This window comes from Psychromonas sp., from assembly GCF_041586535.1.
Taxonomy (GTDB): Bacteria; Pseudomonadota; Gammaproteobacteria; order Enterobacterales; family Psychromonadaceae; genus Psychromonas.
This window is the reverse complement of sequence record NZ_JBFGZY010000035.1, coordinates 1-21,517: the sequence shown is the minus strand read 5'-3', so window position 1 is coordinate 21,517 and position 21,517 is coordinate 1. Positions and strand designations below refer to the sequence as shown.

11 protein-coding genes are annotated in these 21,517 nt (G+C 43.4%); 4 read left to right on the top strand and 7 right to left on the bottom strand.

Going from position 1 to position 21,517, the window contains the following annotated elements:
- Positions 1–9: 9 nt before the first annotated feature.
- The gene (gene rlmA / locus ABZA00_RS05815; protein ID WP_372881203.1) at positions 10–828 is read left to right on the top strand and encodes a 23S rRNA (guanine(745)-N(1))-methyltransferase; all 819 of its coding nucleotides are present in this window, start codon (positions 10–12) and stop codon (positions 826–828) included.
- Positions 829–944: 116 nt separating this feature from the next.
- Here the strand turns inward: rlmA and yfbV are convergent, their stop codons facing one another.
- Complete coding sequence (gene yfbV / locus ABZA00_RS05810) at positions 945–1,394, bottom strand: terminus macrodomain insulation protein YfbV (protein ID WP_372881202.1); 450 nt, start codon at positions 1,392–1,394, stop codon at positions 945–947.
- Positions 1,395–1,842: 448 nt separating this feature from the next.
- Here yfbV and ABZA00_RS05805 point away from each other — a divergent pair, with 448 nt between their 5' ends.
- Both ABZA00_RS05805 and pta read left to right on the top strand, forming a co-directional pair.
- Complete coding sequence (locus tag ABZA00_RS05805) at positions 1,843–3,066, top strand: acetate kinase (RefSeq protein WP_372881201.1); 1,224 nt, start codon at positions 1,843–1,845, stop codon at positions 3,064–3,066.
- 84 nt (positions 3,067–3,150) lie between these two features.
- Complete coding sequence (gene pta / locus ABZA00_RS05800) at positions 3,151–5,328, top strand: phosphate acetyltransferase (RefSeq protein WP_372881200.1); 2,178 nt, start codon at positions 3,151–3,153, stop codon at positions 5,326–5,328.
- Positions 5,329–5,403: 75 nt separating this feature from the next.
- Here the strand turns inward: pta and ABZA00_RS05795 are convergent, their stop codons facing one another.
- Positions 5,404–6,327: a class I SAM-dependent methyltransferase gene (locus tag ABZA00_RS05795; RefSeq protein WP_372881199.1), complete on the bottom strand. Its 924-nt coding sequence runs from the start codon at positions 6,325–6,327 to the stop codon at positions 5,404–5,406.
- Entirely contained in the window at positions 6,324–7,388 is a 1,065-nt protein-coding gene (locus tag ABZA00_RS05790; RefSeq protein WP_372881198.1) for an AI-2E family transporter, read from the bottom strand. The genes ABZA00_RS05795 and ABZA00_RS05790 overlap by 4 nt, the downstream gene beginning before the upstream one ends.
- 625 nt (positions 7,389–8,013) lie before the next feature.
- On the opposite strand from ABZA00_RS05790, the gene adhE reads away from it, so the two are divergent.
- The gene (gene adhE / locus ABZA00_RS05785; protein WP_372881197.1) at positions 8,014–10,665 is read left to right on the top strand and encodes a bifunctional acetaldehyde-CoA/alcohol dehydrogenase; all 2,652 of its coding nucleotides are present in this window, start codon (positions 8,014–8,016) and stop codon (positions 10,663–10,665) included.
- 325 nt (positions 10,666–10,990) lie between these two features.
- On the opposite strand, the gene cls is transcribed toward adhE, so the two are convergent.
- The 4 genes from cls to ABZA00_RS05765 form a co-directional block, all read right to left on the bottom strand.
- Entirely contained in the window at positions 10,991–12,469 is a 1,479-nt protein-coding gene (gene cls, locus ABZA00_RS05780; protein WP_372881196.1) for a cardiolipin synthase, read from the bottom strand.
- Between the two features lie 429 nt (positions 12,470–12,898).
- Entirely contained in the window at positions 12,899–15,655 is a 2,757-nt protein-coding gene (locus ABZA00_RS05775) for a diguanylate cyclase domain-containing protein (RefSeq protein ID WP_372881195.1), read from the bottom strand.
- A 494-nt stretch (positions 15,656–16,149) separates the two neighbouring features.
- Positions 16,150–19,989, bottom strand: a complete 3,840-nt coding sequence (locus ABZA00_RS05770) for a PAS domain S-box protein (protein ID WP_372881194.1) — start codon at positions 19,987–19,989, stop codon at positions 16,150–16,152.
- The gene (locus tag ABZA00_RS05765) at positions 19,990–21,117 is read right to left on the bottom strand and encodes a substrate-binding domain-containing protein (RefSeq protein ID WP_372881193.1); all 1,128 of its coding nucleotides are present in this window, start codon (positions 21,115–21,117) and stop codon (positions 19,990–19,992) included.
- Positions 21,118–21,517 lie beyond the last annotated feature (400 nt).

Sequence of the window (21,517 nt, the reverse complement as noted above, 5' to 3'; positions counted from 1 at the left end):
AGTCCCGTTATGAGTCCTTTTACTTGCCCGCTTTGCCAAACACCCTTTAAACAAACCAACAACACACAAATATGCGCCAATAACCACCATTTTGATATTGCCAAAGAAGGTTATTTGAACCTGCTGCCGGTAAACGCTAAAAATTCTAAAAACCCCGGTGATAACAAAGAGATGATGCAGGCCAGGCGGGCATTTTTAAATAGCGGCGGATATCTCCTGCTGGCGGAGAAACTGAGCGATTTATTAAAAGTACTATTAGCTGATAAAGAACAGGCGCACTTACTGGATCTTGGTTGCGGCGAAGGTTATTACACTGCGCATTTAGCAGGCACACTGCCGGAACGTTTTAGCTTCAGCGCATTGGATATCTCTAAGGTTGCGATCCGTTACGCCGCAAAACGTTACAATAATATTAATTTTTGCGTTGCCAGTGCTTATGATGTACCACTAGCAGATAAGAGTATCGACCTGTTGCTGCGCATCTACGCCCCTTCCCTCGATAGTGAATTACAGCGCTTAATCAAATCACAGGGGTACCTGGTAACGGTGACCCCCGCCCCCCGTCATTTGTACCAATTACGCGAAAAAATATATGAACAGGTGAATCAGCACCCGGAAGAAAACCAGGCTCCGCCCGGTTTCACAAAGGTAGAGCAGCTCAATCTGCATTATCCGCTGTTTATTGACAATCCTCAGGTAGTGAAGGACTTAATTAATATGACGCCTTTTGCCTGGAAGTTTAACCAACAAAAAATGCAGGAGTTATTAGCGGAAAAAAGCTGGAAAATTGAATGTGATTTTAATATAGAGGTTTACCGGAAAGATTAACGTCCCCCAAGCGTAGCAAAAAGGGATCACAGGGGAAAATATGCGGGCGGCCAGCTTCGTAGCTATCGACTCGAAGCTCGTGGATCATAATTCGTCCAGCTGAATGATAACAGAGCTTAAATCAGCTCATGATCCCGTAAAAAATCATCACCGCCCAGCTTAAATGCTTTCTCCAACAATAAGGCAAGTTCAAAATAACAAGGGTGATGGAGCAACTCGTTTTGCGCTCTGCTTTGCACGCTCAATTTAGTTTTGATTGCCATAAACCAGGGTAATAATTTATTCGGTAAACGTTTTTGCGAACGCTTACCTAACCAGTATAACCCCTGAACCGGCAGACCTAATAAAAACAACGCAAATGTTGCACTCGCAACAGGATCAAATAGCGCAGGAAAAGCAATACTTAAGCCTATGCTTAAGATAATAAAAGCAGGCGTTATTTTAATTGCCAGACGCGTATAGAGAGTGACTTTACTATCAATAAACAGGCAGTTTAATGTGTTCTTTTGCGGCCAAACCTTTAGATAACGTTCGCCTTCTCTGATGACATTAAAAAATAAATTCAAAAAAGAGCCTCAAACAGGTTAATTAAGAGTTAGGTAAAAGTTAAAGAAAAGTAACAGGCAAACATTAGCAGGAAAGTCCAAAATTGGCAACACCAAAAACAACACAACCCTCCCGCAAAAAAAATGCAAATATAAATACAACTTTAAATACAAATAAAAATACAACCAACCATACAACAAAAAACACAAAACAATAATAGCATTGAATTTAAATAGCTTTTTAATATTAATAATTTAATAACACAATTAACTAAAAACTTGAGATGTAAATCATTTTTTTCTTAATTGATGATTGTTATTTCATCACATAGGCGTAGACTCCTTTCAGGTCATGTGAGCCAGGTCACCAGCAACAGTTATTTATTTTGGTGGTTCAGCTCACGTTTATCGTTTCAGCATTTAGCGACTGAGATGCTGATATTGTCAATTATAATTACTGGAATTTCTCATGAGCAACAAACTTGTCCTTGTCCTTAACTGTGGTAGTTCATCTCTAAAATTTGCCGTCATAAATGCCACTAACGGTGATGAAATAATTAGCGGCCTAGCCGAATGCTTTAATCTTCCTGATGCACGTATCAAGTGGAAAATAGCCGGCAAAAAAGGAGCGACCAGCCTGCCTGCCAACAGCGCGCATTCACAGGCTATCTCTTACATTGTTGAAGAGATCATCAACAAAGAAGACGGGTTAGCGGAACAGTTTGCCGCAGTCGGTCACCGTATTGTTCATGGTGGTGAAAAATTCACAGAATCAGTGATTATTGATGAAGAAGTGCTCGAAGGTATTGAAACCTGTTCTTCCCTCGCTCCACTGCATAACCCTGCACATGTTTTAGGTATCAAAGCCGCACAGGCCGCTTTCCCGACGCTGCCTCAAGTTGCCGTATTTGACACCGCATTTCATCAGTCAATGCCTGCTAAGGCATTTATGTATGCTTTGCCGTACAACCTGTATAAGCAGTATGCTATTCGCCGCTACGGTATGCATGGTACAAGCCACCTGTTTGTCAGCCAGGAAGCTGCGAAAATTTTGAACAAACCGGTTAACCAGTTGAATGTTATCTCTGCGCATTTAGGTAATGGTGCATCTATTACTGCCATTAAAAACGGCAAAAGTGTCGATACCAGCATGGGCATGACGCCCCTTGAAGGTCTGGTGATGGGCACACGTTGCGGGGATCTCGATCCGAGCATTATCGAGTACTTAGTAACACGTAAAGAGTACAGCCTCACCGGGGTAATGGATATCCTGCAAAAACAAAGCGGTCTGCTGGGCATTTCCGGTATTTCCAGCGATTTCCGTGAGATCACTGAAAACTATGAAAAAGGCAATGAAAGAGCCACATTGGCAATGGATATGTTTATTTACCGTCTGGCTAAATATATCGCTTCTTATGCAGTCCCGCTCGGTCGTATTGATGCCATTATATTTACTGGGGGCATTGGTGAAAATTCACACATTGTGCGTACAAAAGTCTTAGAATTACTGACTGTTTTCGGTTATCAGATAGATAGTGAAAAAAATAAGGCGGCAATATTGGGCGAGCAAGGTATCATTACAAAAAATGGTTCTCCTGTTGCAATGGTCATCCCGACAAATGAAGAGTGGGTGATTGCGCAGGACTCCCTGGCACTAGCGTCAACAGATTCTCTTGCGCTGGCGTCAGCTTAAAATATTTTAGATTACTGGGAAGAAAGGCGCTTTGCGACGAATATTCCCCTTAACTTGCCTTACATTAAATTAAAAGGAATTGTCATGCCCCGTACAATTATGCTCATTCCCATCGGTTCCGGTGTTGGTGTTACCTCTGTCAGTCTAGGTATGATCCGCGCACTGGAACGTCAGGGTGTAGCAGTGAACTTCTTTAAACCTATTGCTCAACCGCGCCCTGGTGATACCGGTCCGGAGCGCTCTACGGCAACCCTACGTCATGCTTCATCACTCAATCCGCCAGAGCCTTTTTCAATGAAATATGCGGAAAACCTGATCTCTTCGGGTCTTACATCTGATTTATTGGAAAATATTGTTGCGCGTTTTCGTGAAAATACTCAAGAAAGTGATGTTATTATCGTGGAAGGTCTGGTACCGACCGATAAGCACCAGTTTGCTAATGATATCAATTACAGCATCGCCAAAGCACTGGGTGCAGAAATGGTTTTTGTTACCCACCCGAGTAATGATTCATCGCAACAACTGAAAGAGCGCATGGAAATTGCCGTTTCCTCTTTTGGTGGCAAAAACAATGAGAGCATTGCCGGCTGTATCATCAATAAAGTTGGCGCGCCAATCGATGAGAGTGATAAGTCACGCCCAGATTTAACGGAAATGTTTGATATTCCTCATGATACTGTAGGCGGTAACCTTGAAGTATTACAAATGTTCAGTAAAAGTCCTCTGCCCATTTTAGGTTGTATCCCCTGGAGTGCTGAACTGATTGCCCCCCGCGTAAAAGATCTGGCGCAGCACCTGGATGCAAAAGTCTTAAACAAAGGGGACCTTGAAAACCGCCGTTTACACAGTGTGACTTTCTGTGCTCGCTCTATTCCAAACATGGTTGAGCATTTTAAGGCAGGCTCAATGCTGGTAACCTCAGGTGACCGCAGTGACGTTATCGTGGCAGCATGTCTTGCAGTTATGAATGGTATGAAAATCGGCTGCTTATTGCTGACCGGTGATTATTCCCCTGAAGAAGAAGTGTTGAAATTATGCGCACGGGCAATGGAAGCAGGTTTACCTATTCTGCTAATCAAAAGTAATACATGGCAAACTGCTCAGCGTTTACAGAACTTCAATATGGAAATCCCTGTAGATGACGTGGAGCGTATTGAAAAAGTGCAGGAGTATATTGCCGGCCACATCGATAAACACTGGTTGAAAACGTTAACTGGCAACTCCTCTTTATCACGCCGCTTATCACCACCTGCATTCCGTTATCATTTAACCGAACTGGCACGTAAAAACAGTCAGCGTATTGTATTACCGGAAGGCGATGAGCCGCGTACCATCCAGGCAGCACTGATCTGTGCGCAACGTGGCATTGCAAAACCGGTATTATTGGGTAATCCGGAAGAAATTCACCGTATCGCGACACAGCAAGGTATTGTCCTGACTGATGATGTGGAAATTATTAATCCCGATGATGTGATTGAAAACTATGTTGCACCTATGGTTGAGCTGCGTAAAGCAAAAGGCCTGACTGAGGTTGTTGCACGTGAACAATTACAGGATACCGTGGTGTTGGGTACCATGATGCTTGCGGAAAATGAAGTGGCGGGTCTTGTATCCGGCGCAGTTCATACCACAGCGAATACCATCCGCCCGGCACTACAGCTGGTGAAAACAGCACCAGGCGCTAGTTTAGTTTCCTCTATCTTCTTCATGTTATTACCTGACCAGGTATTAGTTTACGGTGACTGTGCTATCAACCCGGATCCAACAGCCGAGCAACTGGCAGATATCGCCATTCAGTCCGCAGATTCGGCCATTGCCTTCGGTATTGATCCTAAAGTGGCGATGATCAGCTATTCAACCGGTACTTCGGGTGTGGGTAGTGATGTAGATAAAGTACGCGAAGCGACTAAAATTGCCCAACAGCGTCGTCCGGACCTGCTTATTGATGGTCCGCTACAATATGATGCAGCTGTCATGGCAAATGTCGCGAAAAGTAAAGCACCTGATAGCCCGGTTGCGGGTCAGGCTACAGTGTTCATCTTCCCTGATTTGAACACCGGTAATACCACTTATAAAGCGGTACAGCGTAGTGCTGACCTGATCAGTATCGGTCCAATGCTGCAGGGGATGCGTAAACCTGTAAACGATCTGTCACGTGGCGCATTAGTTGACGATATTGTCTACACCATCGCATTGACTGCCATTCAGGCGACCCAAGCTCAAGATAAATTAGCCGCAGAAAAAGCAGCAGCTAACGTTTAATCTGCATTGCTGATTAAAAAGCCCCGCTTTGTTATTACAAAGCGGGGCTTTTTTATGCTGGCTGTCCGGGTTTTGTCAGGCGCGGGTGAACTGCACTAACAAACACTTCAACCCGCGCTCAGGTTCAATATTAATAAACATTTCAGGCGGATCGATTTGCCTAATAATAGTCGCCTGCGGGCATTCCTGTGCAATAATTTCTTTTAAAAAAGTTAAATCTAAATCAGGCGAGTTTAAACACAATAGTGCCTGCCCATTATTGGTTAATAAGTCCGGTAAACGACGAATAATTTTAGGATAATCACGTTTAATATTGACACTGCCTTTCTGCAGAGAAGGCGGATCGGCAATAACAATATCATAAGGACCAAAGCGTTTTACTTTACCCCAGGACTTAAACAGATCATGCGCGAGGTATTTCACTTTACTGAGGTCGTGGCCATTTAACCTGTGGTTGTCACGCCCTACCGCCAATGCTGCTTTACTCATATCCAGGTTAATCACTAATTCTGCACCACCTGCGATGGCGGCATTAGAAAAAGCACAGGTATAAGAAAACAGATTCAACACGGATTTATTGCGGCTGTTGGACTGTAACCATTTCCGCCCATTTTTCATATCAAGGAAGATACCGTAATTCTGTTTGCTGCCTAAATTAATTTTATAGTTAAGACCGTTCTCAACAGCGATTAGATCAGTGATCGGCTCGCCATATAAAATTTCAGTGGGCGCGAAATCCCGGCAACGGAACTGTGCCTGAATACTCTTAAGCGAAAAACCAATCTCAGTCATCTTGTCCAATAACTGCTCGCTCAACCGCTGTAAATCCTGCTCTGCAACCTCTTTGTATAAAATAATTAATATCACCGGCGATAACCAGTCGATATTAATGTGATTACACTCGGCAAAGCGAAAACCACGGCCATGCAGTAAACGCTGCATTTCTTTTTCCGGGTGGCTGGCAACATCCTGCCAGTTAATATTTTCCAATATATTCATTGTTGATTATCTTGTTGTTGGGTTGCATGAAAATGGTCTGTTTCTTCATCGGAACTTAATAAAATCGCAAACCAGTGCCCCTCTTCGCTATTTTCTAATGCTATTTTTAAAATCATGGTCAGAGGAACCGATAATAACATACCCACCATACCCAATAACCAGCCCCAAAAAATTAAGGACAAAAACACCACCAGCGTAGACAGTCCTAAACTGCGTCCCATAAATTTTGGCTCAACCACATTGCCCATCAGCATATTAACACCAGCAAATAAACCGATTACCACCGCGGCATAGCCCATACCCAATTGTAAAAAAGTTAAAATAACCGCGGGCACAGCCGCGATAATGGAGCCTATATTTGGGATATAATTTAATAAAAAAGCCAATAGCGCCCAGAGTACATAAAAATCAACCCCTATCAGCCATAAAACAAAACCGATAAACAGCCCCGTCGCTAAGCTAATGACAGTTTTTATTGCCATATATTTGTTCACCGACTTTAAAAAATGATCTAAACGCTTTTCTGTTTCCACTGAATCATCAAAAGCGATATGCAGTTTTTTGGCAAAACCGGGACCTTCAAAAAGCATCAGCACCACGGTCAATAACAGCAGAAACACATTTCCCAGTACGCTGCCAAAGCTGCTCAATGTACTGGTCACTAAGGTCATTATTTTTGCGGGGTCGAAGTATTCGCGTACTTCAGCCATAGAAATAGAGATATTAAATTCGCGCATTTTGACAATTAACCATTGCAGTTCAACAGCGAACTGCGCCTCATAAGTTGGTATTGCCTCTCTGAAAGCATTCATGGCAGCGCCAATGATGCTGCCAAGGCCGATGAACATGGCAAAAATAAAGGTAATAACCACCGCAATAGCCAGGCCTCTCGGGATCCTGCGTGCCGCTAAAAACTCAATGCCCGGATTGCAGATAATCGCCACGAACAGAGAAAGTAAAAAAGGGACAATAATGGCCGCTGCGAATTTTATACCCGCAAGCGAGATAACAATTGCTGAAAAAAATATGGCACTACGGACAAAGGGGGGGCTATTTGACATACCATCTCTTTATTTGATTAAAGTTAAGCTGTAGCTTATTACCGCTGGATCTGACAAGCAAAGAATTTTTGTCACTATTGATCACTATTATCAATATTTACCTCACATATTTCATTCAACAGCAAAGCTGCGCTTTGGTTTGAGTTCATTTGCAGAGACGCTGTGCGCGCACGGGGAAAGATAAGAGATAGGCACTTAAATTTTTTCTCCGCCTTTGCGCTGTTCTCTGTGCTTTATTATTGTTTGGCCACTCGCCACTCTTTTGAGCGATATCACTGTATCGTGCTGAGTCATTACGAATTGTCCACGTGAAAAAATTGTTGCTAAATTACGCAATAAAAAAACAATAAATGAGCAACTTCAGTTGTAAAAATGATCGTTTAGCGTTATAAAACAGTGACTTTTGCTGAAAAAAGCAACAAAAAAAGATCAAGATCACATTTTAAAAAGCATCCGAAAATCACTTTTACGTGATCTCGATCAATGCTTTTAATGAGTAGGTTTCTATAATCAGGCAACAAATATTTATTAAGAGTTTTTTATTAAGAAAGTATTGGCGATAGCGAACACTGTGTTAGTAAAACATTTTTAAACTTTTATTATTATAAATCCTTAGGAGAATATTATGACAGTAAGTACAGTTGCTGATTTAGAAGCTCTGATTGCGCGCGTTAAAGTAGCACAAGCAGAGTACGCAACTTTTTCACAAGAAAAAGTTGATGAAATATTCCGAGTTGCAGCACTTAAAGTATCTACTCACCGTATTGAACTTGCGAAAATGGCTGTAGAAGAAACAGGCATGGGTATTGTTGAAGATAAAGTAATTAAAAACCACTTTGCTTCTGAATTCATTTACAACAGCTTTGCAGATACAAAAACTGTTGGTGAATTATCACGCAATGAATCATTAAATACGGTTACACTTGCCGAGCCTATGGGTATCATCTGTGCAATCGTCCCAACCACTAACCCTACATCAACGGCTATCTTCAAGACGTTAATGGCGCTTAAAACGGGTAACGGTTGTATTGTTGCACCGCATCCACGAGCTAAAAAATGTACTAACTACGCTGCACAAATAGTTCTAGAAGCTGCTATCGAAGCAGGTGCTCCAAAAGATATTATCGGTTGGATCGACATCCCATCTCTTGAACTAACTAACACTATCATGAAGCATGATGATACAGCTATCATCCTTGCAACTGGTGGTCCAGGCATGGTTAAAGCAGCATACTCTTCAGGTAACCCTGCAATCGGTGTTGGCGCGGGTAACACGCCTGTTGTTATTGATGAATCTGCAGATATCAAACGTGCTGTATCTTCAATCCTAATGTCTAAAACATTCGATAACGGTATGATCTGTGCTTCTGAGCAGGCAGCAATCGTTGTTGAATCTAAATATGACGAATTCAAAGATCGTATTGCAACATACGGTGGTTATGTTCTAAATGAAGCTGATGCTAAAAAAGTTGCAGACGTTCTGCTTATCGATGGTGCATTAAATGCGAAAATCGTAGGTCAATCTGCATATAATATTGCTAAACTTGCAGGTGTTAAAGTGCCTACTTCAACTAAGGTTCTAGTTGCAGAAGGTCAAGCATGTTACGAAAACAACTTCGCACATGAAAAACTATCTCCAACACTAGGTCTGTTTAAAGCTACAGACTACGAAGATGCATGTCGTCAAGCTGAAATCATGCTTGATATTGGTGGTGTTGGTCACACAGCAGCACTATACACAGACCAGGATGCTAACTCTGCGCGTGTTGATGAGTTTGGTCTTAGAATGAAAGCGTGTCGTGTAGTAATCAACTCACCAACATCTCACGGTGGTATCGGTGATATCTATAACTTTGGTTTCGCTCCTTCATTAACGCTAGGCTGTGGTACTCACAGTGGTAACGCTGTTTCTGAAAACGTAGGTCCACAACACCTAATCAACACTAAAACAATTGCGAAGCGAGCTGAAAATATGTTATGGCATAAACTACCAAAATCTATCTACTTCCGTCGTGGTTCACTACCAATCGCTATGACTGATTTGGAAGGCAAAAAACGTGCAATGATCGTAACTGACGGCTTCCTATTCGCTAACGGTTACATCGATGAACTACAAGATATCCTTGAAAGCCAAGGCATGACGGTTCAAGTATTCCACGAAGTTGAAGCGGACCCTACACTTTCTATCATCCAGAAAGGTGCAGCAGCGTGTAACGCATTCAATCCTGACGTTATTCTAGCTGTTGGTGGTGGTTCACCAATGGACGCAGCGAAAATCATGTGGGTTCTATACGAGCACCCGGCAACTGATTTCGAAGACTTGGCAATGCGCTTTATGGATATCCGTAAACGTATCTACAAATTCCCTAAAATGGGCGTTAAAGCTGAATTAGTATGTATTACTACTACTTCAGGTACAGGTTCTGAAGTAACACCATTCGCTGTTGTAACAGATGATAAAACAGGTAAAAAATACCCACTTGCAGATTACGAGCTAACACCAAACATGGCTGTTGTAGACGCGAATCTAGTAATGGATATGCCTAAATCACTATGTGCATTCGGTGGTTACGATGCGGTAACTCACGCAATGGAAGCTTACGTTTCTATGCTTGCTAACGAATACTCTGACGGTCAGGCGCTACAAGCTCTTAAACTGTTAAAAGAATACCTACCAAGCTCTTACAAAAATGGTAAAAACGATGCTGTGGCGCGTGAAAAAGTACATAATGCTGCAACTATCGCTGGTATCGCGTTTGCGAACTCATTCCTGGGTGTATGTCACTCAATGGCGCACAAAATCGGTAATGAATTCCACATTCCGCACGGTTTAGCAAATGCATTATTACTAACGAATACTATTCGTTTCAATGCAACAAACCGTCCAACTAAGCAAGGTACTTTCTCACAATACGACCGTCCTAAAGCACGTGCTCGTTATGCTGAAGTTGCTGAGCACTTAGGTTTCCGTGAAGGTAATACTGAAGCGAAAATCAACGCACTTCTAACTTGGTTAGATGAGCTGAAAGTTGAATTAAACATTCCTCTTTCAATTCAAGCTGCCGGTGTTAATGAAGCTGACTTCATGGAAGCTCTGGACGATTTAGCGGAACAGGCGTTTGATGACCAATGTACTGGTGCAAACCCACGTTACCCATTAATCTCTGAGCTGAAAGAAATTCTGATTGCTTCTTACTACGGTAATGACTACGTTGATTTACTTGACGAGCCAGAAGCTGAAGAAGAAGAAGAAATTGCTGAAGAAGCTGCTGAATAAGCTTAATTATTCTCAGTGAATAAATAATAAAAAAGCCTGCTTAACCGCAGGCTTTTTTTTGCCTGATTAATAGTAATACCAACATGTTTTGCTGTTAGAAAATGGGTGGCGGGAACGAGCAGCGAATAGCGAGTAGCGAGTAATGAATAACAAGTAACGAGTAGCAAGTAGCAAGTAGCAAATAGCAAGTAGCGAAGCAGTTGAAGGCAGAGAACTAAGAGCTAAGAGCTAAGAGCTAAGAGCTAAGAGCTAAGAGCTAAGAGCTAAGAGCTAAGAGCTAAGAGCTAAGAGCTAAGAGCTAAGAGCTAAGAGCTGAAGGCTGCCACTACAACAACGGGCTGAACAGATAGATCACACTTTCTAACAGGCGCTCCGGATAACTGCGCTTTTGCCACTCTTCTAACTTTAAACGCTTAGAAGACAAGATATAATGCATCTGCAGCTGTAACAATTCACCGGCAAAAGCGTGATTATCAACCAGCATGGTCATCTCAAAGTTTAACCAGAAACTGCGGCGATCCAGATTGACGCTGCCTATTAAAGCAACTTTTTCATCAATCACGATACTTTTACTATGTAGTAAACCGCCATGGAATGCGTATATTTCAACCCCTGCAGCTAACAGCTCCTGAAAAAATGCCCGCGAGGCATGGTGCACCATAAAGGAGTCATTTTTAGCGGGTAAGATCACTTTCACGGCAACCCCGCGCAGTGCCGCCACCTTTAAAGCTTCCTGCAGACTTTCATCGGGGATAAAATAAGGCGTGGTGAGTACCAGGCTGTATTTCGCCTCATAAATAGCAATTAATAGTACCTGATAAATACCCGCTTCCCCGAACTCAGGCCCGGAGGGGATGAGCTGAACGCTCTGCTCTCCGGCAACGGCAAAACTATCCTCATAAAGCTTTTTAAAGGGCAGTTTGACACTGGTTTCCAAATACCAGTCCCAAACAAACACACTTTTCATCAGCTGCACAATAGGACCTTCGCAGCGCACCATCAGATCGACCCATTCACCTACACCTTTTTCTTTTTTGAAAAAAGCGGGATCTACGAGGTTCATACTGCCAGTGTAAGCGACGTGGTCATCAATACAGACCAATTTACGGTGCAGGCGCAAATCCTGACGCTGAAAAAACAGTCGGAAGGTACCCACAGGCAATGCTTCACAGACCTCAACGCCTGCCTCTCTAAGCCGCTCAGGCTGCCGTGAGTTGAAGAAATCATGGCTGCCTACTGAGTCAAATAATAACTTGCAGCTCACACCGCGCCCTGCTGCACCCACTAAGGCATCCAGAACATCATTTGCCAGCCCGCCCTCAGAGCAGATATAAAACATCAGATAACAGCTATGCTGTGCCTGCTCCACGCACTCGGCCAGCTCGGTCAAAATAACGTCAGTGGAGGATAACAGGGTAAGTTTATTGCCGGCCATCATCGGCATCTGGCTGTCAAACTCCACAAAACGTTTCATGGAGGTGACAGAAGCCGAGGTCTCTTTATCTGCCAGACGATATTCAGTCACTTCCTGCTTTAACCATTTTCTGAATAAACCCGACATTTCGTGACGCCGCTGCTCCCGTTTTTTACCCAGGTTAAGCTCTCCAAAAATAAGGTAGGCGATCATACCGGCCATGGGCAGGGCATAAATAAGAAATAGCCAGGCCAGGGAAACCCCAATGGGTTTGCGTTTGATCAGCACACTTAAAGAGGTCATCACAACCAGTGAGATATAGATAAAAGCACTCAGGCCAACATAGATCGAGTTATCTGACCAGGAAGTTGTAAATAAAGAAGTGTCCATATGGCAAATTCTTATGTTAAAAAATAACGTTGATTAAAATGATAAATAACAACAACCAGAGCGACATCTAGTTTAAAAACGGACAGCAGAGCATTTTGACTCTCGCTGGTGCTGTTTTTTTAAACTATATGGCGCTCTAGGGTCTGTTGACCTTCCGCGTGCATTTTTGCAGCAATTTGTTCGTGTTTTATACAAGGCAGAGCCTGCGTAGTGTAGTTGTTCTACATAAGCTGGCGATAACGAAGTAGAAAGCTCGAACAAATGCTGCCCTACGGGTTCATCTAACAGCGTCCTGCGCTGCGTTGCTCGTCGTTTACATAGAATAACTATGCTTCGCTCCTCGCGCCTTGCTCAGAACGCTTTTAGATTGAACAAAATTTGTACTCGAAAGGTCAACAGACCCTAGTCTTTAATTGTATAACATAAGGATTATTTACGTTTATTACAATGTAGATAAAAAGTAATTTCAGAGGCCTTCATCGCTTTGCTCTGCAGCCGCTGACCAGTTGAATTAAATCTATTAACTACACCTGACTCACCATCCGCTTTATTAACGAGCGAGTCAGAAACGACTGTCATTCCTAGGGAGCGAGCCATCACAAATAATCCATCCTGTATGGCACGATTAACAAAGTCCACATATACCCCCTCGGTAAAATGCTTTGATAATTTAAATTTATCTATTGTTAACTGTTCAAACAGCCTGAACAGTGGACGCTCTTCGCCAAATTTATCTATGGTCAGTGCAATTCCCATCTTGCTGAGATTGATCAGATTTTCATAAACGAGCGGGTTGTAATTTTTAAAAGTTATTTCATCGACTTCAAATTCCAGCCATTCCTTTGCACACTTGGTTTCCAGGAGAATAGTCTGCAGATCCGCCAATAAACCGGGTTGTGATAGCAGCGCTTCCGTAACACTAATGGCAATTCGTCCGAAATTGATTCCCGCCTTCTGCCAGCTCAGCGCCTGCATAGCCGCCTTACGGATCATCATAAGGCTGATCGGCACCGATAACCCCCTATGTTCAGCCAAACTTATAAAGTTATCCGAATGTAGCGGGCCGCGCTGCGGATGGTTCCAGCATAATACCGCTTCCACCGCGATAACTCGGCGTTTAGTCAGGTCGTACTGGGGCTGGTAATACAGTTCAAACTGCTCCTCCACCAGCGCCTCTTTTAACTCTTCTTCAAATTTAGCCTGCTGCCGCGAATGTTGGGTTAATCTTCTGGTATAAAAATGGTAAGCGGTACGCTCAACAGAGTGCTTGCTGCCTTTTGTAGCCTGTCGATGTGCAGTCATAGTCTCGCCGCGCTGCATTTTGTGATGATAGGACTTGCCACGCTGCATCGCTTTTTCCGCATTGCCTAATAAAGTATCAACATCACTGCCGTCGTCAGGGCAGAGTGCAATGCCGATCGTCGCCGAGAGATGCACAGATAAATCATCAATGGTAAAGGTGCGCTCAAACTGCGCAGCAATATTTTTCGCAACATCAGCCACATCCTGCTCATTCGCCAGTCCATCGACAACAATAACAAACTGATCACCACCAAAACGCGCCACCGTATCTTTTTCAGCAATACAGCCTGTAAAACGCCCGGCAACCTCCTGTAAAACCGCATCTCCGGCATGATGGCCATACTGTTCATTAATCTTCTTGAAGCCATTAATATCTGCCAGAATCACTGCCATTGTCAGCTGATTATAAATTGCCCGGGATATTGTTCCTTCCAGGCGATTAAATAGAGCAATACGATTAAATACACCTGTCAGCGGATCATATTTTGATAAAAACTGTATTTTAGATTCAGCATTTTTGCTTTGGTTTAAATCGACAAAAGTAGAGATACGGCTGAAAATCCCTTTTTCTGCGTGTTCAACAGGATAGATTTCTAACCAGGCAAAATGAATTTCGCCATTTTTTACGCGGTATGACATATCTCCCTGCCAACTTTGATTTTTTGCCAATGCCGCTTCTATATTCTCATGCTGACTGCCTTCAAATATGGTGATGTGTGAGCCTAATAACTCCTTTTTTGAATAACCGCATGCAGCACAACAGGCCTTATTAACCGCAATAATAATGCCTGCTGCATCGGTAACAAGAATGCATTCTTTGCTGTTTTCAAATACCGTGTCGGCAATTTTCAGGCGTTTCTGCATCAGCTGGTATGAAGTAATATCCCGCCCCACTCCGATTAAACCCTGCACTTTCCCTTGCTTATCCTGTAACGGCACCTTTTTCATTTCGATAAAATGGGACTCACCATTGTGATAGGTCAGGTACTCCTCTCCAAGATAAACTTGATTCTTCGTCATCACCTCCCGGTCCTGCGCCTGGCATATTACAGCCTGATTTTGTGCAAAAAGCTGATCATCGGTTTTCCCAATTATCTCCTTCTCCGCGCAACCGACAAACTTTTCAAATTGCTTATTACAGCCTAACAAACGGCTTTCTAAATCTTTAAAGAAAATAAGATCTTTCGAAATATCAGCTGTCGCACGTAACATAACCCGCTCTTTTTCCAATAAAGAGCTAGCCTGAAAGAACTCTGTGATATCAAACACCATGCCGATTTGCATTTTGCCGTCGGCAACACTTTCTTTACGAAACACAAGGTCACGTTCCCGGCCGGAGAAATCAGAGACTTTACATTCATAGAAATAGACTCGCTGCTCAACAAATATTTTTTGATCTGTCCTTTCTATCTGTTCGAGCACCTCTGCAGGTAAAACCTGCGCGGGTGTTTTACCTACAACTTGAGCAGGTGTCAGATCGAACAGCTGTGAAAAATAACTGTTACAGGCTAAAAATCGTCCGCTTTTATCCTTAAAATAGACCGGGATACTGAGGTAATCTAAGGTTTCCTTTATTTCATCACTGAGCAGTCCTTCCATTGCTACTGAGAATTCAGCTGCTTTGGGCGCATCGGCGGATCTTAGGTAAGTTGTTTTTAATAATGGAAAATCACGGGCAATTTTATCGGTTAACAACTGACTAAGCGGTATTTCTGAAATCAACTGGCTGTAGTTATTTTCAGCTAACGTCTTATAGAGCTTTTCACTGTTAAGTAAATGCGTAACAGCGCCTTGTTCACCTTGTTTGTCAGGGGGGGAGATAAGCGCCTCAACTAGCGCGATATTATGCCCCATGTAGAGAATCTTACGGATAGAATCGGACATAACACACCTTTATTCATAATAATGTCGCTTTTGCAAATAATGCATCTCTTAATTAAAGCAATTACTTAACTATAATGCAAAAACAGGAGAGTTAGCGTGATCCCTTTGGTGATATCAAACTTGTTGTTCTGAATATATTGCCATTCCCATGCGATTTTTCCGCTCTCTTAGAGCAATAGCCGCGATATTTAACAAAAAAGAGAGCTTATACCCATGTTACTGCAAAATGCTTTGTCAGGCACGAGATCGGAGACCAGAGCAAGACGCAACATGAGGTAATGGTTATTCCCTTTTCGATTGGTGCAACGCAGCACTGGTTTTCGAGCTAGCGCCCAGTAGGGCAAGGTAAATTGCACCAATCTGCTTTGTTATAAAATATCTATGTAGAATAACTATACGTCAATTTTATGCCTGGCATCTCGGCACAATTTGCCTTGCTGACTTTGCATCTTGAAGTATCATGGGTATATACCCAACCCACTTGGGCATAAGGATTATTTACGTTTATTACAACGCAGATAAAAAGTGGCTTCGGAGGCTTTCATTGCCTTACTGCGCAGCTGCTGACCGACACAAGAAAATGTATTAGATAGAGCTGGCTCCCCACCCGTTTTATTACCAAGTGAGTCAGAAACGAGCGTGATACCTAATGAGCGAGCCATCACAAGCAGTCCATCCTGTACCGCTTGGCTAACAAAGTCCGCAGATACTCCCTCGGTAACATGCTGTGATACTTTAAATTTATCTATTGATAACTGTTCAAACAGGCTTAGCAGCGGGCGATCTTCGCCGAATTTATCTACGGTCAGTGCGATTCCCATTTTACTGAGATTGATCAGATTTTCATAAACATTCTGGTTATCGTATTGAATAATCCCTTCGTCGAATTGAAATTCCAACCATTCCCTTGAACACTTGGTTTCCATCAGAATAGTCTGCAGTTCCGCAATCAAACTCAATTGTGATAATTGCCCTGCTGTTAAACTAATAGTAATACGCCCGAACTTAATCGCCGAGCACTGCCAGGTTACCGCCTGTATTGCCGCCTGGCGGATCATCATAAGCGCGATCGGCCACGCTAAACCGCTATGCTCAGCCAAGCTTGAGAAGGAGTCCGAATGCAGCGTGCCACGCTGCGGATGATTCCAGTATAATACCGCTTCCACCGCGATTACCTGTCGTTTAGACAGATCGTACTGAGGCTGGTAATAGAGCTCAAACTGCTCCTGCGTCAATGCCTGTTTTAACTCATTTTCAAATTTAACCTGCTGCCGTGAATCATGGGTTAATCTTCCGGTATAAAAATGATAGGCCGTAACGTTAGCAGACTGCGTGTTACCTTGTATTGTTTGTATAACATCGTCATCCCGCATTTTGTTGTAAGAAGATTTTCCACGCAGCACCGCACTTTCCGCGTTGTTTAATAAAGTATCAACATCGGTTCCATCATCAGGGAAAAGAGCAACACCGATCGTCGCAGAAAGAAGTGCTGGGGAATGAGCAATTTCGAAGTGGTGCTCAAATTGATCGGCAATTTTTTGCACAACAATTGCCACATCCTGTTCATGAGCCAATTCATCAATAATAATAACAAACTCATCATCACCGAAACGGGCAACCGTATCTTTATCAAAAACACAGCCCTTAAAACGTCCGGCAATTTCTTGTAAAACCCTATCTCCAGCATTATGCCCATACTGCTCATTAACAGCCTTAAAGCCATTAATATCGACCAGAATCACAGCCATTGTCAACTGATTAAAAGTCGCCCGGGATATTGATCCCTCTAGCCGATTAAACAGGGCAATACGGTTAAAGACCCCGGTGAGCGGATCATATTTTGATAAAAACTGTATTTTGGGTTCAACATGTTTGCTTTGCTTTAAATCGACAAAGGAATAGATACAAGCTGTAATAAGTTCTTCTGAATGTTTAACCACATAAGCTTCTAACCAGCCAAAATGGATAACTCCACTTTTATGACGGTAAGAAATATCTCCCTGCCAGTTCTGTTTGTCTGATAATGCAGCCTCTACATTATCTTGTTGATTGGATGCAAAGAGCCTGATATGAGAGCCTAACAATTCAGTTTTTGAATAACCGGATGTAGCACAACAGGCAGGGTTGGCGGCAATAATAGTACCCGTTGCATCGGTAACAACAAGATTCTCTATACTGTTTTCAAATACCGCATCGGCAATTTTCAGCTGTTTCTGCATCCGGTGGTACGCGGTAATATCCCGCCATACCGAAATCAAACCTTGAACATCCCCTTGGTGATTCAGTAATGGCACCTTCTTGATTTCCATCAGACGACTTTCGCCATCATGATATGTCCGCGGCTCCTCACCAATATAAATACTCTTACTGGTTATCACTTCGCTGCCCCTCGTTAGGGACATTAAAGCCTGCTCTGAAGAAAAAAGCTGAGCATCGGTTTTACCTCCTATCTCCAGCTCCGAATAACCGACAAATTTTTCAAAGGCTTTATTACAGCTTAAATAACGGCCTTCTAGATCTTTAAAGCTGATAAGGTCCGCGGATATATCAGCAGTCGTGCGTAACATCATCCGCTCTTTTTCTATTCTTTCTTCGGCAATTTTCAGTTTAGTGATATCGCTGAAAAGGATTACATAACGCTTTTCATCACTCTCGCTGGATAGATGGGTCATCGATACCAGCACAGGTCGGCTGCTGCCATCAAAGCACAATAGAGAGCCCTCGCCCTGCCAGCGGTGAGCATGTTGCAGGTGCAGCAGAATATCCGGATGAGCCGACAGGAAGGAGCGGATAGCTGTGGTGATGTCGCGTTTATCGAAGCCGCTCATCTCAATAAAAGATTTATTTGAGGACAGTACGTTCTGTTCATTATCAAGCACAATGATCGCTTCAGCTGTTTCAGAAAATACCTGCTGAGCCAGCTTTAACTGTTCCTCGGCCTGTTTGATGTCGGTTATATCAGTCGCAATACCACCTATCGAACAGAGTTTCCCCTGATCATCAATAATTGGAAATTTACTCATCAGAAAAGTACTGAAACCGTTATTGGTTTCGATTTCCATCTGGTATTGAACGGGGCGATGACTGCGCAACACTTTCTGATCGGCCTCACGCAGCTGTGCAATCAAGTCACCAGTCATAATTTCTTCAGCCTGTTTGCCCATCAGCAGTTCCTGCTTCATGTTCAGCACCTCGACGAAGCGCTGATTGAACAGTTGAAAGTTATGCTCTAAATCCCTGATAAAAATCAGGTCCGGCGAATTATCTATAATACTGGATAGGTGTTTGTCACGTTCACGGATGCGCAGCAGCATCTTCTCAACAGCCTTGCCTACGCGAATAAACTCATGGAAGCGCCCTCCCATAAAGGGGCTTGGCGATCCGTTTTGGGGAACCTGTTCGGCGTACTGAGTGAGCTGATGCAGTGCACTGATGATAAGATGCCGGATCAGCAGCATCACCGCCGCCCCCAGTATAATAACCAGAGTGGTAGCGTAAAAAAGGTATGTGCTATAGGAATCCTGAAGAAGCTGGTGAGCACCATTGGACAGGAGAGAGCGAACCATATAGTTATCACTGTTGCCTATGCGTAAGTAATGCGTCCTTAAAGTGCCATTTTCAATACTGGAGACTCCTTTCCCAGTATTGTTCGCTACATTGCGCAAGACTTGCAATTGCCCCGGTTGACTTTCCAAACCATCCAGAAAAATATTACCGGAACTAAAAGAAACAGCCTGAGAACCGAACAACGCCTGCAGCTGATTGGAGATCCAGTAATTATCATTCAGCAGCACAAAAGTATGTACTTTGCCGATCACTTCACCGAACTGCTCATCAATTACCGGCAGAGACAAGTGCAGTAAGCTGTAGTGCTTGCCCTCTACTTCCGTAAGTATACTGGTCCAAGCTCCCCAGAGGTTGTGCTCCTGAACAATCTGTTTTAGTGGTAGTTGCACGCCAAGCAGACTGGCATTGCTGAAAACGAAGCTTGCTCCGTCCCTCTTCTCAACGACGATGGCGTCAATATAGTGGCCGGTAGTATCTGCTAACAAACCGTCAATAATATGGGCGTAATGGGAATGCTCGTTCGCAATTAGCCCCTGATGCAGTCCATTATCCTTGCTCAGCTCTTGACTGATCTGCTGAATATTATTGAACTGTACAGTCATCAAACTGTTGAGTGTGTGCTGATCTCGCTCATATGTCAGCTGAATATCATGCTGAATCGCTTTGTCGGCACCATAATATAGCACCTCGATCAATATTACCGAGATGACGGTCAGCACCGCGAGTACGAGAGAGAGTATTACCGTTGAGAAACGCAATTTTTTCATTTAATCAATATCTTTTGGCAGGCCGCTTAGCCTGAAGGCATGCTTTTTCAAGCGGTTGATTTCGGAAGATGATATTCCTTTATTGAGCAACTTAATCCCGCCGGGAAAAATATGTGGAACCTGATCCGACAAATCCTGCTGATCAAGCTTAATTGCTTCTGCCATTGCAATACCGTTGTCATCATTGATACGCATCACGGTGAGATCCAGCCCCTGCTGTTGCAGCACCTGCAACTCGGCATCTCCGCCTCCCCAACCGTTCAGAAGAATGTCCAGGCGGTCGTTTTCACGTAATGCCTGCAGGGCACCGAGGGCTATATCTGTAGAACAGGCGAAAATCATTTTCAGATCCGGGTGCTTCTGTAAAGTTTGCAGTGTCGCCTGATAAGCATTCTCTCTCTTATTGTCTGTATAATAGGCGCCTATCTGAGTGATACCCGGGTATTTAGCCGCTTCACGGGCAAAGGTGTCACCACGCATCTTGCTCACGTAACCCTGCGAGTGGTACAACAGCAAATACTTTCCCTGATAGCTGATTTGTGCAAGCATAGAGTCGGCCAGTTGCTTAGTCCCCTGAGCATGATCAAAGCCGATATACATAAATGGGCGATGTGTCTGCCAGCGCTTTAATGGCGTAGTAATATTCTGCAGGATTATTTTCGGCTTTCCTTGAGACAGCATCCGCTCAATCATTCTGCTATGCGGGGCTATGTCGAGGGTAAAAACCAGATAATCAGGCTGCCACTGCAGGGCTTCGGAAAGTTGCCGGCTTTGCAGAGCTGAATCAACTGCCGGGCGAGAGGCAAAGAAGTTTAACTCATAGGGGATGTGAAGATCCTGCAGCCGCTGTTCAAAGGAAAGCAAACTTCTGCGCCAGTAATCGGTTGCCTGTATGCTGGGGTAGATAACGGCGATGCGCAGTGGTCGCTTGATTGTTCCCGGGTTCGGCCTGGCAGCTGCACTGACAAGCGCAGCAAACTCTTCCATAACAGCGCTTTGCTCCGGGTGCAGCCTGAGATAGCTGTCTATACGCATATATTCATCGGCAGCAGCCGATAATACGGAACTATACAGGCTTGTGATCAAAGTCAAAATGATTAAAAGAGGAGCATCTTTCCATGAGGTCATTCGTAACACTGTAAATAAACACCTTAAATAATTGTTACCTATCGATTAATCATAGGCGACGATATAACCCAACTTCCGCACCAGAAGTTCATAACAACATGATATAAAATATTTTGTTGTTTATTCCAGCCAAGTTGGCATGAAAAACAACGCCATTAAGTACGTTGGTTATACATAAGCGCAGAATGCCGAATATAAAAAACATCTATAGTAACATTAAAAGCAAATCACTCAATCACAAAAAAGGCACCCATAAGTCAATTGAAGCTCACCCAGCTAAAGCAAGGTGATTCTTGTCGTCAACGGTTTAGGCATTGCAACATTAAGTTGCGTTAGTCTTCTAAAACCTCTTACAAGCGTTTAACGTGTCGGCACTACCTGCCGCCACGAATTTTTAAGC